Annotated in this window: 6 protein-coding genes, 2 tRNA genes, 3 rRNA genes and 7 pseudogenes; 1 reads left to right on the top strand and 17 read right to left on the bottom strand. The window is 53.1% G+C overall.

The window, feature by feature from the left end; translation table 11 throughout:
• Window positions 1-10 precede the first annotated feature (10 nt).
• Both metG (GT3570_RS19375) and metG (GT3570_RS19255) read right to left on the bottom strand, forming a co-directional pair.
• A pseudogene (gene metG / locus GT3570_RS19375) lies at window positions 11-873 on the bottom strand (methionine--tRNA ligase subunit beta).
• 66 nt (window positions 874-939) lie between these two features.
• A pseudogene (metG, locus tag GT3570_RS19255) lies at window positions 940-1,961 on the bottom strand (methionine--tRNA ligase); the annotation flags it as partial.
• A gap of 395 nt (window positions 1,962-2,356) precedes the next feature.
• On the opposite strand from metG (GT3570_RS19255), the gene GT3570_RS17360 reads away from it, so the two are divergent.
• Window positions 2,357-2,656 carry a transition state genes transcriptional regulator AbrB gene (locus GT3570_RS17360; protein ID WP_011229546.1) on the top strand — a complete coding sequence of 100 codons (300 nt, stop codon included), beginning with the start codon at window positions 2,357-2,359 and terminating at the stop codon, window positions 2,654-2,656.
• 16 nt (window positions 2,657-2,672) lie between these two features.
• On the opposite strand, the gene rsmI is transcribed toward GT3570_RS17360, so the two are convergent.
• The 15 genes and pseudogenes from rsmI to GT3570_RS17295 all read right to left on the bottom strand — a co-directional run bounded on the left by rsmI (window position 2,673) and on the right by GT3570_RS17295 (window position 14,737).
• The gene (gene rsmI / locus GT3570_RS17355) at window positions 2,673-3,584 is read right to left on the bottom strand and encodes a 16S rRNA (cytidine(1402)-2'-O)-methyltransferase (protein ID WP_014194563.1); all 912 of its coding nucleotides are present in this window, start codon (window positions 3,582-3,584) and stop codon (window positions 2,673-2,675) included.
• A gap of 15 nt (window positions 3,585-3,599) precedes the next feature.
• Window positions 3,600-4,350: pseudogene (locus GT3570_RS17350) on the bottom strand (tRNA1(Val) (adenine(37)-N6)-methyltransferase).
• 60 nt (window positions 4,351-4,410) lie between these two features.
• A complete protein-coding gene (gene yabA / locus GT3570_RS17345) occupies window positions 4,411-4,773 on the bottom strand; it encodes a DNA replication initiation control protein YabA (protein ID WP_011229543.1) in 363 nt (120 codons plus the stop codon).
• Between the two features lie 15 nt (window positions 4,774-4,788).
• A complete protein-coding gene (locus tag GT3570_RS17340; RefSeq protein WP_012820432.1) occupies window positions 4,789-5,616 on the bottom strand; it encodes a PSP1 domain-containing protein in 828 nt (275 codons plus the stop codon).
• A gap of 14 nt (window positions 5,617-5,630) precedes the next feature.
• A pseudogene (holB, locus tag GT3570_RS17335) lies at window positions 5,631-6,570 on the bottom strand (DNA polymerase III subunit delta').
• Between the two features lie 140 nt (window positions 6,571-6,710).
• Window positions 6,711-7,328: pseudogene (gene tmk, locus GT3570_RS17330) on the bottom strand (dTMP kinase).
• A 26-nt stretch (window positions 7,329-7,354) separates the two neighbouring features.
• Window positions 7,355-7,633, bottom strand: coding sequence for an Orn/Lys/Arg family decarboxylase (locus tag GT3570_RS19250; protein WP_318258056.1), 279 nt, complete (start codon window positions 7,631-7,633; stop codon window positions 7,355-7,357).
• Window positions 7,588-8,265 (bottom strand): annotated as a pseudogene (locus tag GT3570_RS19245) (hypothetical protein). Before GT3570_RS19245 ends, GT3570_RS19250 begins: the two are co-directional and overlap by 46 nt.
• Before the next feature lie 20 nt (window positions 8,266-8,285).
• Window positions 8,286-8,711, bottom strand: a complete 426-nt coding sequence (locus GT3570_RS19240) for an aminotransferase class I/II-fold pyridoxal phosphate-dependent enzyme (protein WP_318258055.1) — start codon at window positions 8,709-8,711, stop codon at window positions 8,286-8,288.
• Window positions 8,712-8,951: 240 nt separating this feature from the next.
• Window positions 8,952-9,157, bottom strand: a pseudogene (locus GT3570_RS17320) (sigma factor G inhibitor Gin).
• A gap of 152 nt (window positions 9,158-9,309) precedes the next feature.
• Window positions 9,310-9,426, bottom strand: a 5S ribosomal RNA gene (gene rrf / locus GT3570_RS17315).
• A gap of 104 nt (window positions 9,427-9,530) precedes the next feature.
• A 23S ribosomal RNA gene (locus GT3570_RS17310) occupies window positions 9,531-12,456 on the bottom strand.
• A gap of 346 nt (window positions 12,457-12,802) precedes the next feature.
• Window positions 12,803-12,878 (bottom strand) — tRNA-Ala (locus GT3570_RS17305).
• Window positions 12,879-12,884: 6 nt separating this feature from the next.
• Window positions 12,885-12,958 (bottom strand) — tRNA-Ile (locus tag GT3570_RS17300).
• Between the two features lie 221 nt (window positions 12,959-13,179).
• A 16S ribosomal RNA gene (locus GT3570_RS17295) occupies window positions 13,180-14,737 on the bottom strand.
• Together the 16S, 23S and 5S rRNA genes with 2 tRNA genes alongside form the textbook arrangement of a ribosomal RNA operon.
• Window positions 14,738-14,752 lie beyond the last annotated feature (15 nt).

The following is a 14,752-nucleotide window of genomic DNA, read 5'->3' as shown; positions in this document are numbered from 1 at the left end:
AAGCAAACCGTTATTTGATTTTCGTTCCATTCGGCACGTGTTGATCAACCGTCGCCAGCGAAAATTCCCCGCCGCTGCCTCCGGCTAGAATCATGCCTTCCGACCATTCGCCGCGAAGCTTGGCTGGTTTTTAAATTGGCGACGCAAATGACTTTTTTGCCGACTAGTTCTTCTGGTTTGTAAAACTCAGCAATGCCGGAGATCACTTGCCGCTTCTCGCCGCCAAGGTCAAGCTGAAGCTTCAACAGCTTATCGGCGTTTTTTATCCGTTCGGCATGGATGACTTCAGCGACGCGCAAATCGATTTTGGCGAACTCGTCAATCGAAATTTCCGCCGCCTCCGCTGCTTTTTTTTTCTCTTTTACCGGTTCGGCGGCCGGTTTGCCCCCTTGCATATGCGCCTTAATGTACTCCACTTCCGCTTCGATGTCGAGGCGCGGGAAGCGGTTCTCCCTTTTGCACTTTTGTCCCTTCCGGAATGAGGCCGAAATCGTACAAGCTGTCCCATTCTTTTAATGAATGATCAGTGATGCCGAGCTGAGCGAACATGCGCTCCGGCGTGCGCGTCAAAAACGGCTGGAGCAGCACCGCCGTATGGCGAAGCGATTCAGCCAAGTGGGTCATGACGGCGGCAAGCTCATCCCGTTTCTGTTCGTCTTTCGCCAATACCCATGGCTGCGTTTCATCGATGTATTTGTTCGTCCGGCTAATCAACTGCCAAACAGTGGCGAGCGCGACGGAAAACTCCATTCCCTCCATCGCTTCTTCATATTGACGCACCACTTCGCGCGCCGTTTGCGCCAACTCTTGGTCAAACGGTGTTTTCGGCCCGCGGTATGGCGGAATAACGCCGTCGAAATATTTCTCGATCATCGCCACAGTACGGTGCAACAAGTTGCCTAAGTCGTTGGCCAAGTCATAGTTGATGCGCTCAATAAATCCTTCCGGCGTAAACACGCCATCAGCGCCGAACGGCACTTCCCGCAGCAAATAATAGCGGAGCGCATCAAGCCCATACCGGTCGATGAGCGTCACCGGGTCGACGACATTTCCTTTCGATTGGACATTTTTCCATCCTTCATCAGCAACCAGCCATGGCCGAATACTTTTTTCGGCAACGGCAAGCCGAGCGCCATCAACATAATCGGCCAATAAATCGTATGGAAACGGACGATTTCTTTGCCGACCAAATGGACGTCCGCCGGCCAATATTTGCGGAACTTTTCATCGTTGTCCGTGCCGTAGCCGAGCGCTGTGATATAGTTGGCAAGCGCGTCGATCCAGACATAGATGACATGCTTCGGATTGCCTGGCACTTTAATGCCCCAATCGAACGTCGTCCGGGACACAGCCAAATCCTCAAGCCCCGGCTTAATGAAGTTGTTGATCATCTCATTTTTCCGCGATTCCGGTTGGATAAAATCGGGATTTTCTTCGTAATATTGCAACAAGCGGTCGACATATTTGCTCATCCGGAAGAAATAGGACTCTTCTTTCACTTTCTCAACAGGCCGGCCGCAGTCCGGACAGTTGCCGTCCACAAGCTGCCGCTCAGTGTAAAACGATTCGCACGGCGTACAATACCAGCCTTCATATTCGCCCAAATAAATATCGCCTTGTTCGACAAGACGGGTAAAAATTTGTTCGACGACTTTTTTATGCCGCTCCTGCGTTGTGCGAATAAAATCGTCGTAGGAAATGTCGAGCTTCTTCCATAGCTCCTGAATGCCAGCGACGATCTCATCGACGTATTGCTGCGGCGTTACTCCTTTTTCTTCCGCCTTGCGCTGAATTTTTTGCCCATGCTCATCGGTGCCGGTCAAATACATGACATCGTAGCCGCGCATCCGTTTATAGCGAGCCATGGCGTCCCCCGCCACCGTTGTGTAAGCATGACCGATATGCAGGCGGTCGCTCGGGTAATAAATCGGCGTCGTCAAATAAAACGTTTTTTTCTCCATCGGTTAGGCCCTCCCTCGTACTGTTGAGCACAAAAGCCCCCGTCCGGCGACGAGAGCGGCGTTACTTCTATTTTACATAATTTTTTCATTCTACAAAAACATCTATTTCTCGTGGGCTGAAAAAATATACCCAAACCGGCAAAAATACGGCCGCGTTTTCAGCCATCGCTGCGAATTTGTTATACAAGGATAGAGTTTAGATGGGCAAATTCATTCGTTTTCTCCTTTCTTTCTAAACAAACTTTTTTTGAAATAACAATATACATTTTTTTTAAATTTTACATATTAAAGGATTGACGCTTAATGGAAACACTGATATGATTAGGTTGTAGGAAATTTGTCGAATATTGACGAATAAACGACAAAAAACTTTTTTGCGGAGAGGAGAATCGACGATGAAATCGACAGGGATCGTGCGTAAAGTCGATGAGTTAGGCCGCGTCGTCATTCCAATTGAGCTGCGACGTACGTTGGATATTAACGAAAAAGATGCGTTGGAAATTTATGTTGACGATGACCGCATCATTTTGAAAAAGTATAAGCCGAACATGACGTGTGTCGTCACCGGCGAAGTGTCGGACGACAACTTCAAACTGGCCGGCGGCAAAATCATTTTAAGCCGCGAAGGCGCAGAAATTTTGCTGCAGGAGATCCAACAGCATCTAGAAGCAGCAACAGACAAAGAAAAAGAATAAAAAAGTTTCTCTGGCTTCAGAGAAACTCTTTTTTTTCTTCTTCTTGCTGTTGATGATACTGCCGATAAACGTCGCGTTTCGACATATTTCGATCACTGGCCGCCTGTTTCACCGCCTCCTTGACGGAAAGGCTGTGCTCGCGAATATAATAATCGACATGTTCGACAAGCGAAAGCGGCTGCCACCATTCCTCTCCCTCTTGCTCTTGTTTATTCCCGTCTCGCGCCCCTTCGACAATGAGGCAAAATTCACCGCGGGTGTCATGTTCTTCCGCCCAGGCGACCGCATCGCTTAAATCGCCGCGGATGAACTCCTCAAACCGTTTCGTCAACTCGCGGCCAAGAGCGATGCGCCGATTGCCGAATATATCATACATAAGAGCGAGCGTTTCTTTCAAGCGGTGGGGCGCCTCATAAAAAATTAACGTCTCCGCCGCTGTTTTTAATGACAGCAGCTGCTCTTTTTTCTCTTTTTTCGCCCGTTCCAAAAAGCCGACAAACAAAAAGCGGTCCGTGGGCAGCCCGGAGGCGACAAGCGCTGTCAATGCCGCGTTCGCTCCAGGAAGAGGGACGACGCGGCAGCGCTCGGCAAGCGCCGCAACAATAAGCTCATAACCCGGATCGGAAATGCCGGGCATCCCGGCGTCGCTCACCAATGCCACCGTTTTTCCTTCCTTCAGCCATTCGACAAGCTGCCGGCCGCTCGCGTATTTATTATGCTCATGGTAGCTGACGAGCGGCGTATGAATGCCGAAATGGGCGAGCAGCTTTTTCGTCTGCCTTGTGTCCTCGGCGGCGATGACGTCAGCTTCCTGAAGCGTCCTAACCGCACGAAACGTCATATCCTCCAAATTGCCGATCGGCGTCGGCACGATGTACAGTGTCCCTTGCTCCGTTTGTTCGGTAAAACTTTTTTGCTGCCAAAGCATCCTTGTTCCGCCCCTTTAAGATGAAATAATGCCATATAAGATCCGCTTCGTCTCCTCAGTATATTCGTTATTCTCATTATACACGACAAGCGGAGGCAACACTTTTAAGTCCGGGCTTGCGTCTTTTGTCCCTTCAATTAAAATCATGTTCGCCTCTTTGCCCTCTTTCGGGTACACAAAGCGGAGCCGTTTCGGCTCAAGACGGTATTGGCGCATGAGCGTCACAAGATCAAGCAGCCGCCCCGGGCCGGTGGACGAACGCCGCCTTCCCTCCTTGCTTCAACAGCTGGCTGCTGACTCGAATCACATCCTCTAGGGTGCAATAAATTTCATGGCGGGCGATGGCGATATGTTCATTTTTGCTCAGTTCGTCTTTGCCGACTGCCGGAAAATACGGGGGGTTGCACGTGACGACATCGTACCGGCTGTAACCGATCCGTTGCGGCGCTTCTTTAATGTCGCCGTGTATGATCTCGATTTGTCCTTCAAGCCCGTTGTATTGCACGCTTCGCCTCGCCATGTCGCAAAGCCGTTCTTGAATTTCGATGCCGATGATCGTCCCTTTTGTTCGCCGGCTCAACAAGAGGGGAATCACCCCGTTGCCCGTGCACAAATCAACAATCTGCCCCTTTTGAATCGGCATATAGGCAAAATGAGCAAGGAGCACGGCATCAAGGGAAAACGAAAATACAGATGGACTTTGAATGATGCGGAGCTCTTCGTTAAACAAATAATCGAGCCGTTCATCCTCGTACAATTCCACCATGACGCACGATCCTCCATTGAAAAAAATAACCTTTCCGAAACGGAAAGGGTGGCGCTGCCTTTAGTTTTTGTTCAAAAACGACAAGCAAAACAAACAATCGCCCTCGGTGCGAATGCTTCCGTAATGGATGTGACAAATATGAAACCCTTCTTGGTAAAGGCGGGCTAAATTGTCATACCCTTCGCCAATGTCGATGAGTTTTTTGCCATGTTTGTCCCCTTTTCGTTTGCCTTCTTCCCATGCTTCTGACAATTGTTCAAGCCGACGGCGCAAATGAGCATTTTCGATTTGCAGCTGGTGATTCTCTTCTAACAGCTCCGTTACGCGCTGTTTCAGCTGCACCAGCTCGCGGTAAAAATAACTAAGTTGCTCTTCCATATTGGCCACTGATCGAAACACTTCTTTTTTATCTACTTTTTCCACTGGCCCCACCCCAAATTAATCCGCGACGCGAATGGACAACGTCCCGTTTTTCATCAGCTCATCGAGTGTATATTCGACGACCCGTCCGAATTCTGGAAGCTCGATTTGCAACACCCGCTCTAAAATGTTCAAGCCGACGACTTTGCCGAAGCCGTGCGGTGTTTCGACATATTCCCCTAAATCCGGGAGTTGTTCTTTCGCCGTCTCATACTCTTCGTTTTCATATTTCAGGCAACACATCAGCCGGCCGCACAGCCCGGAAATTTTCGTTGGATTGAGCGACAAGTTTTGATCTTTCGCCATTTTGATCGACACCGGTTCAAAATCGCCTAAAAACGTCGAACAGCAAAGCATGCGGCCGCACGGCCCGATGCCGCCAAGCATTTTCGCCTCATCGCGCACCCCGATTTGCCGCAGCTCGATGCGCGTGCGGAAAATCGACGCTAAGTCTTTCACAAGCTCGCGGAAATCGACGCGCCCATCGGCAGTGAAATAAAAGATCACTTTATTGCGGTCAAACGTATATTCCACATCGACGAGCTTCATTTCCAGCCCGTGCTCCTCCACTTTGCGCAAGCAAATGTCATACGCCTCGCGCGCCGCCTTTTTGTTTTCTTCTACAATCCATTTATCTTTCTCATTCGCCACGCGGATCACTTTTTTGAGCGGCAGCACGATGTCGTTTTCGTCGACTTGTTTATTGGCGATGACGACTTTTCCGTACTCAATGCCTCGGACCGTCTCGACAATGACGAATTCGCCGACGGGAATAACGGCATCGCCAGGGTCAAAATAATAAATTTTCCCTGCTTTTTTAAAACGGACGCCGACTACCGTATACAACGGCTCTCCCTCCTTTACCGCTTTAATTGAAGAACGAGCTGCTCAACAAGCAACGCTGTGCTCATATTTGTTGTATTTAAACGCGTTTTCGCTTGTAAAATCGCTTCCATGCCAGCCAAAATCCGCCGCTGCGGGCAAGCAAGCGCCCATCGTTGCAGGCGGTCCAGCTGATCGCGGTATAACACGCCGTCCATCTGCCCGGCTTGAATATGCAATAAATCGCGGTATAAATATAAAAGCAAATCAAGTCCAAGGTCAAGCTGATGGTTTTCCAAAAAATGCGGAAACAAGCGGTCGTGATGAAAAACAAAAGCTGCAGCTCCGGCTTGCCCAGCATCTCATACCATTGTAGCACTAATGTTCGCGCCTCGGCAAACCAACTATCTTGGGCAAGCGCCAGTGCTTCCTCGAAGCTGTTTGTCAAATGGGCAGCCAACAGCGCCAACGGCAACGGCACGTGCTCCTCGACAAGTCCCTGAGCGAGCTCTGCCGGCGGCAACGGCCGGAACGAAAGCACTTGACAGCGGGAAACGATCGTCCCTAGCAGGCGGTGGTATTGCTCAGTCAGCAATACCGCCACCGTCCCCGGATGCGGCTCTTCCAAAAATTTCAGAAGGCTGTTGGCAGCGCTTGTCGTCATTTGATCGGCGTGCTCAACGATGTACATTTTTTTATCCGACTCGACCGCTGTTTTCGAGAACTCTTGCTGCAGCCATTCGATTTGTTCCTTTTTGATTGATCCTCCGTCTGGGCTGATCACCCGGACGTCAGGGTGGTTGCCGGAGTCGATGCGCCGGCAGTTGCGGCACTCCAGACACGGGGAAACTCCGATTGGGGACAGACAAAACAAACGTTTCGCCAACAACAAACTGGCCGCTTTTTTGCCCGTCCCCGCTGCCCTCAAACAAGTACGCATGAGAAATCCGCCCTTTTTCCAAGCCGCTTTGGCAGCATTTTCGCCACCACCGGCTGGCGTTTCGCTAGCTGTTCCCATGCATCGCCATCACTCTTCCTTGATTTCTTATTTCTATTCTATCATGTCCACTAGGAATCATCACGGTCGGATTCATGGAAATGGCGCTGTCATCTTCCTTTCAACGGGAAAGCACCGCGGCCGTTGTTTCAGCGAATACATCATCAAGCGGGCGGTTCGCGTCGATGACGACAATGCGGTCGGCAACCGTCTGGCGAGTTCCCGATACCCTTCTCGCACCTTCTCATGAAAAGACAACGTTTCAAGGTCAAGCCGATTCACTTCCCGGCTGCGGTTTCGTCGGATTCGTTCAAGCCCAATTTGCGGATCGATATCAAAATAAATCGTCAGCGACGGCATATACCCATCAATAGCGAACTCATTAATTTTCCATACTTCCTCAATGCCAAGCCCGCGGGCAAATCCCTGGTAGGCGAGGGAACTGTCAACAAACCGGTCGCAAGGACGACGCACCCAGCCTCAAGCGCCGGCACGATTTTCTCAAGCAAATGCTGCCGGCGCGCCGCCGCATACAAAAGCGCCTCCGTCCGCCCGTCCATTTCCGTATAATCACGGTTTAAAATGATTGAGCGAATCGCCTCGGCAATGCGCACCCCGCCCGGTTCCCTCGTCGCCACGACGTCAATCCCCGCTCACGCAACAACGACTCCAATTTGCTGATCATCGTCGTTTTGCCGGCTCCTTCCGGCCCTTCAAACGAAAAAAAGCATCCGTTCATCACTCGCGGCATCCTTTCCATCCTTCCTATTCGTATACAACCAGCTGACCATCTTTCAGCCGGCTTCCGCCTTGTATGTGCGCCCGCTGACAAAGAAGCTGGCGGATCTGTTCAATATGGCCGCGGCCGATCCGTTCTCCGACCCACACGAGCGGCACCCCAGGCGGATATGGAATGACCGTTTCCGCCGCTATATATCCTTCAGCTTCCTCGAGCGCCACAGCTTTTGTCCGCAAATGGCGCAGTTCATTATACGGGACTAAAACCGATAGCGGCGGTCCGAGAAAAGGCGAAGCGTCACACACCGGCGCCTCGCATCTGGCAAATCGCGCCACGCTCGTTTGATTTTCTCCGCTGCTTCCTGAAGCCGCCCGGTTACCGCCAGCGGGCAAACGAAAAGCACGTTCATTCGATCAGCAAGCTCGACAAACACCCCTTCGCGCTCAAGCCAACGTTGCAGTTCATACCCGGTCAAGGAACAGCGCGTCTGCACCGTTACTTTCAGCGGGTCGGTCTGTACGCCAAAATGGCGGGAACAAACGACTGCCACCCCGTCAATATCGGCCAAGGCTGCTTTAAACTTCTCAATTTCTGCCACGATCGCCGCCGCATCGCTTTTTGAAAGCTGGGCGACATAACTCCGCGCCAAATCGAGCGACGCCATAATCGGGTAAGACGGGCTGCTTGACTGAAACACTGCAAAAATATTCAACCGCTCAAGCTCAACCCGCTCGCTGTTTACATGCCAAAAACGCTCCCATCGTCATCGCCGGCAACGTTTTATGCGCCGACTGCACGACAACATCGGCGCCATAGCGAAGCGCCGATGTCGGAAAAGGGGGCCGACAACGAAATGGGCGCCATGCGCCTCATCAACCAGCACCGGAATGCCATGTTCATGAACTAGACGGACGATTTCTGTCAAATCGGCGGCCATTCCATAATAATTTGGGTTCGTCAATACAACCGCAGAACATCATCATGAAGCGCCAACGCCTCTTTGACCGCTTTAGGACGAATGTGCGAAGCGACACACACATCACGATCAAACTCGGGAGCAAGTAGAACAGGAGTGGCTTCCATGAGTTGCAATGCATGCATCACCGATTTATGGCAATTGCGTTGTACAATCACTTTCTTCCTCTTTCCATCACACACGGCGGCGATCATTGCCAAATTCCCTGCCGTCGAACCGTTCACAAGGAAAAACGTCTCCCTAACGCCATACAGCTCCGCCGCCAGCGCCTGCGCCTCGGCAATCACCGACTCAGGATGATGCAAGTCATCCAAGCCGGAAATTTCCGTCGCATCCAACGCCAACAGCGGCGCAAACATATCTCTCCCTCGTTTCGAAAACAAAGCGCCGTATTTATGTCCCGGCACGTGAAACGAAACCGGGCGGCGCGCCCAATGGTGCCGAGAGCGTCATATAAAGGAGTTTTCGTTTGATCCATCATCATCCTCTTTCCTTGCTGTCTGTCCCAGAACGGCCATCATCCGGGCAGACTGCCGAAATGCATGGGATATGCAGGAGAAACATCAAACATATAGTATCACAAACGCCCGAAAAACGCACGAGTCGCGTCAATCGCAAAATAAAACAGGCCCAAATGCAGGCCCTGATTACGAGTGAATTTTCGATGTAAACATTTTGCGCAGCTGCCGCACATAAAACGAGTAGTTCGGGTCGTCCGTATTCGTTTGCACAATCGCCGGTTGCAGTCCAAACAAAGAAAATGGCCAAAAAGGAAAATCCCTTCCTTTTTTTCCTGTTCACAAACGATGCATACATGTTCGCGTTGATTCCGGTCTGCTATTGATGTCCTCACGCTCTCCACCTCCCATCCTCTATGTTTCCCACATTGCTAACATTCTATACTAGTAGATGAAAGGAAGAGAGACATTGAGCGGGTCCTTATCGTTTTTTCCTCAAAAAACGAAAACAGCCAATTGCACCAATGCAACTGGCTGCTCGTTTATTGCCTAGCAGCGACCTACTCTTGCAGGGGCGCTGGCCCCAACTACCATCGGCGCTGGAGGGCTTAACTTCCGTGTTCGGGATGGGAACGGGTGTTTCCCCTCCGCCATAGCCACTAGGCAATGATGATCATCTTGGACAGTAATTATTATATCCATCCTGTTGATTTGTCAACAGGATGTTCATTCCCTCAAAACTAGATAACCGTTGGAAGAAGCCGCTCATAGGTCAAGCCCTCGATCGATTAGTATCCGTCAGCTCCACGTGTCGCCACGCTTCCACCTCGGACCTATCGACCTCGTCATCTTCGAGGGATCTTACCCGCTTTGCGCGGTGGGAAATCTCATCTTGAGGGGGCTTCACGCTTAGATGCTTTCAGCGCTTATCCCGTCCGCACATAGCTACCCAGCGGTGCCCCTGGCGGGACAACTGGTACACCAGCGGTGCGTCCATCCCGGTCCTCTCGTACTAAGGACAGCTCCTCTCAAATTTCCTCCGCCCGCGACGGATAGGGACCGAACTGTCTCACGACGTTCTGAACCCAGCTCGCGTACCGCTTTAATGGGCGAACAGCCCAACCCTTGGGACCGACTACAGCCCCAGGATGCGATGAGCCGACATCGAGGTGCCAAACCTCCCCGTCGATGTGGACTCTTGGGGGAGATCAGCCTGTTTCCCCGGGGTAGCTTTTATCCGTTGAGCGATGGCCCTTCCATGCGGAACACCGGATCACTAAGCCCGACTTTCGTCCCTGCTCGACCTGTCCGTCTCGCAGTCAAGCTCCCTTGTGCCTTTGCACTCTCCGAATGATTTCCAACCATTCTGAGGGAACCTTTGGGCGCCTCCGTTACCTTTTGGGAGGCGACCGCCCCAGTCAAACTGCCCACCTGACACTGTCTCCCACCCCGCTAAGGGGTGCGGGTTAGAATTTCAATACCGCCAGGGTGGTATCCCACCGTCGCCTCCACCGAAGCTGGCGCTCCGGCTTCCCAGGCTCCCACCTATCCTGTACAAGCGATACCAAAATTCCATATCAGGCTGCAGTAAAGCTCCACGGGGTCTTTCCGTCCTGTCGCGGGTAACCTGCATCTTCACAGGTAGTATAATTTCACCGGGTCTCTCGTTGAGACAGCGCCCAAGTCGTTACACCTTTCGTGCGGGTCGGAACTTACCCGACAAGGAATTTCGCTACCTTAGGACCGTTATAGTTACGGCCGCCGTTTACTGGGGCTTCGGTTCGCACCTTCGCTTCCGCTAAGCGCTCCCCTTAACCTTCCAGCACCGGGCAGGTGTCAGCCCCTATACGTCGCCTTTCGGCTTCGCAGAGACCTGTGTTTTTGATAAACAGTCGCTTGGGCCTTTTCACTGCGGCTCTTCAGGGCTCTTCACCCCAAAGAGCACCCCTTCTCCCGAAGTTACGGGGTCATTTTGCCGAGTTCCTTAACGAGAGTTCTCCCGCGCGCCTTAGGATTCTCTCCTCGCCTACCTGTGTCGGTTTGCGGTACGGGCACCTCTTCCCTCGCTAGAGGCTTTTCTTGCAGTGTGAAATCGGGGACTTCCGGATTACTCCGTCGCCGTCACCGCTTAGCCTTATGATCCGCGGATTTGCCTGCGGATCAGCCTCACGGCTTGGACAGGCTCTTCCAGCCGCCTGCTCGCCCTATCCTCCTGCGTCCCCCCATCGCTCAAACGGGAAGAAGGTGGTACAGGAATCTCAACCTGTTGTCCATCACCTACGCCTTTCGGCCTCGGCTTAGGTCCCGACTAACCCTGAGCGGACGAACCTTCCTCAGGAACCCTTAGGCTTTCGGCGCAGAGGATTCTCACCTCTGTTTTCGCTACTCATACCGGCATTCTCACTTCTAAGCGCTCCACCAGTCCTTCCGGTCTGGCTTCTCTGCCCTTAGAACGCTCCCCTACCGATGACCAACGGTCATCCCGCAGCTTCGGCGGCACGTTTAGCCCCGGTACATTTTCGGCGCAGAGTCACTCGACCAGTGAGCTATTACGCACTCTTTAAATGGTGGCTGCTTCTAAGCCAACATCCTGGTTGTCTCGGCAACTCCACATCCTTTTCCACTGAACGTGCACTTCGGGGCCTTAGCTGGCGGTCTGGGCTGTTCCCCTCTCGACCACGGATCTTATCACTCGCGGTCTGACTCCCGGGCATAAGTCATTGGCATTCGGAGTTTGACTGGGTTCGGTAACCCGTTTGGGGCCCCTAGCCCAATCAGTGCTCTACCTCCAAGACTCTCAAACCCGAGGCTAGCCCTAAAGCTATTTCGGGGAGAACCAGCTATCTCCAAGTTCGATTGGCATTTCACCCCTACCCACACCTCATCCCCGCACTTTTCAACGTGCGTGGGTTCGGGCCTCCAGCCGGTGTTACCCGGCCTTCACCCTGGACATGGGTAGATCACCTGGTTTCGGGTCGACGACGACGTACTCACACGCCCTGTTCAGACTCGCTTTCGCTGCGGCTCCGCCTCTTCGGCTTAACCTCGCACGCCATCGTCACTCGCCGGTTCATTCTACAAAAGGCACGCCATCACCCATCAACGGGCTCTGACTACTTGTAGGCACACGGTTTCAGGTTCTCTTTCACTCCCCTCCCGGGGTGCTTTTCACCTTTCCCTCACGGTACTGGTGCACTATCGGTCACTAGGGAGTATTTAGCCTTGGGAGATGGTCCTCCCTGCTTCCGACGGGATTCCTCGTGTCCCGCCGTACTCAGGATCCGCTCGGGAGGGAACGAAGTTTCGACTACAGGGCTCTCACCTTCTCTGGCCGGCCGTTCCAGACCGGTTCGTCTACCCCGTCCCTTTCTCACTCCCATCGTGAGCGGTCCTACAACCCCAAGAGGACATGCCTCTTGGTTTGGGCTGTTCCCGTTTCGCTCGCCGCTACTCAGGGAATCGCGGTTGCTTTCTTCTCCTCCGGGTACTAAGATGTTTCAGTTCCCCGGGTGTGCCCTCCATGCCCTATGGATTCAGGCATGGATACTGCCCCATTACGGACAGTGGGTTCCCCCATTCGGACATCTCCGGATCAACGCTTGCTTACAGCTCCCCGAAGCGTTTCGGCGTTTGCCCCGTCCTTCATCGGCTCCTAGTGCCAAGGCATCCACCGTGCGCCCTTTCCAGCTTAACCTATTGCGCTCTCGGCTTCTTCCTTTGCTTTATCGGTTATCTAGTTTTCAAGGAACGAAGTAGCTCCTTTGAATTCGCTTCTTCGCTGGTTTGCGTCGAGGAATTCGGCTTCTCCGAATCCGCTTGTAGACGCAGACGCAAACGAGACTGCTTCTTGAATTTGCTTCTCTGCAGTCTTGCATCGAGGAATCTTGCTTCCCTGAACCTGCTAGCAGACGCAGGCACAGACGCAAAGCAGCTCCTTTGAATTCGCTTCTTCGCTGGTTTGCGTCGAGGAATTCAGCTTCTCCGAATCCGCTTGTAGACGCAGACGCAAAGCAACTACGTTGAAACCTCTTACCTTGATATGGTGGAGCCTATCGGGATCGAACCGATGACCTCCTGCTTGCAAAGCAGGCGCTCTCCCAGCTGAGCTAAGACCCCATCCAATGGGCCTAAGTGGACTTGAACCACCGACCTCACGCTTATCAGGCGTGCGCTCTGACCAGCTGAGCTATAGGCCCATATACACATTGCAAGGAACAATAAGTTCCCTCAAAACGAAACAAGGCTGCTGCCTTGAGTCAGCTTCTTTGCGGCCTTGCGCCGAGGAATCCAGCTCCGCTGAATCACTCGCAGACGCAGGCGCAAAACAACCGAGAGAATAACCAATTCCCTCAAAACCAAACAAAACAGCAAGCGTCATTATAATCAAACCATTCGATTTTGTCAATAACATCCTTAGAAAGGAGGTGATCCAGCCGCACCTTCCGGTACGGCTACCTTGTTACGACTTCACCCCAATCACTTGCCCCACCTTCGGCGGCTGGCTCCCGTAAGGGTTACCTCACCGACTTCGGGTGTTGCAAGCTCTCGTGGTGTGACGGGCGGTGTGTACAAGGCCCGGGAACGTATTCACCGCGGCATGCTGATCCGCGATTACTAGCGATTCCGGCTTCATGCAGGCGAGTTGCAGCCTGCAATCCGAACTGAGAGCGGCTTTTTGGGATTCGCTCCCCCTCGCGGGTTCGCAGCCCTTTGTACCGCCCATTGTAGCACGTGTGTAGCCCAGGTCATAAGGGGCATGATGATTTGACGTCATCCCCACCTTCCTCCGACTTGTCGCCGGCAGTCCCTCTAGAGTGCCCACCTTCGTGCTGGCAACTAGAGGCGAGGGTTGCGCTCGTTGCGGGACTTAACCCAACATCTCACGACACGAGCTGACGACAACCATGCACCACCTGTCACCCTGTCCCCCCGAAGGGGGAACGCCCAATCTCTTGGGTTGTCAGGGGATGTCAAGACCTGGTAAGGTTCTTCGCGTTGCTTCGAATTAAACCACATGCTCCACCGCTTGTGCGGGCCCCCGTCAATTCCTTTGAGTTTCAGCCTTGCGGCCGTACTCCCCAGGCGGAGTGCTTATCGCGTTAGCTGCAGCACTAAAGGGTGTGACCCCTCTAACACTTAGCACTCATCGTTTACGGCGTGGACTACCAGGGTATCTAATCCTGTTTGCTCCCCACGCTTTCGCGCCTCAGCGTCAGTTGCAGGCCAGAGAGCCGCCTTCGCCACTGGTGTTCCTCCACATCTCTACGCATTTCACCGCTACACGTGGAATTCCGCTCTCCTCTCCTGCACTCAAGTCCCCCAGTTTCCAATGACCCTCCACGGTTGAGCCGTGGGCTTTCACATCAGACTTAAGGGACCGCCTGCGCGCGCTTTACGCCCAATAATTCCGGACAACGCTCGCCCCCTACGTATTACCGCGGCTGCTGGCACGTAGTTAGCCGGGGCTTCCTCGTGAGGTACCGTCACCGCGCCGCCCTCTTCGAACGGCGCTCCTTCGTCCCTCACAACAGAGCTTTACGACCCGAAGGCCTTCTTCGCTCACGCGGCGTCGCTCCGTCAGGCTTTCGCCCATTGCGGAAGATTCCCTACTGCTGCCTCCCGTAGGAGTCTGGGCCGTGTCTCAGTCCCAGTGTGGCCGGTCACCCTCTCAGGCCGGCTACGCATCGTCGCCTTGGTGAGCCGTTACCTCACCAACTAGCTAATGCGCCGCGGGCCCATCCGCAAGTGACAGCCAAAGGCCGCCTTTCAACCAAAGACCATGCGGTCTTCGGTGTTATCCGGTATTAGCTCCGGTTTCCCGGAGTTATCCCGGTCTTGCGGGCAGGTTGCCCACGTGTTACTCACCCGTCCGCCGCTGACCAAATCAGAGCAAGCTCCGATTTGGTCCGCTCGACTTGCATGTATTAGGCACGCCGCCAGCGTTCGTCCTGAGCCAGGATCAAACTCTCCAAAGAAAGTTGATTGGCTTT

The sequence above is a fragment of the Geobacillus thermoleovorans genome (assembly GCF_001610955.1).
Lineage (GTDB): Bacteria > Bacillota > Bacilli > Bacillales > Anoxybacillaceae > Geobacillus > Geobacillus thermoleovorans.
The sequence above is the reverse complement of the archived record's forward strand: the minus strand, read 5'-3'. Positions and strand labels throughout refer to the sequence as shown.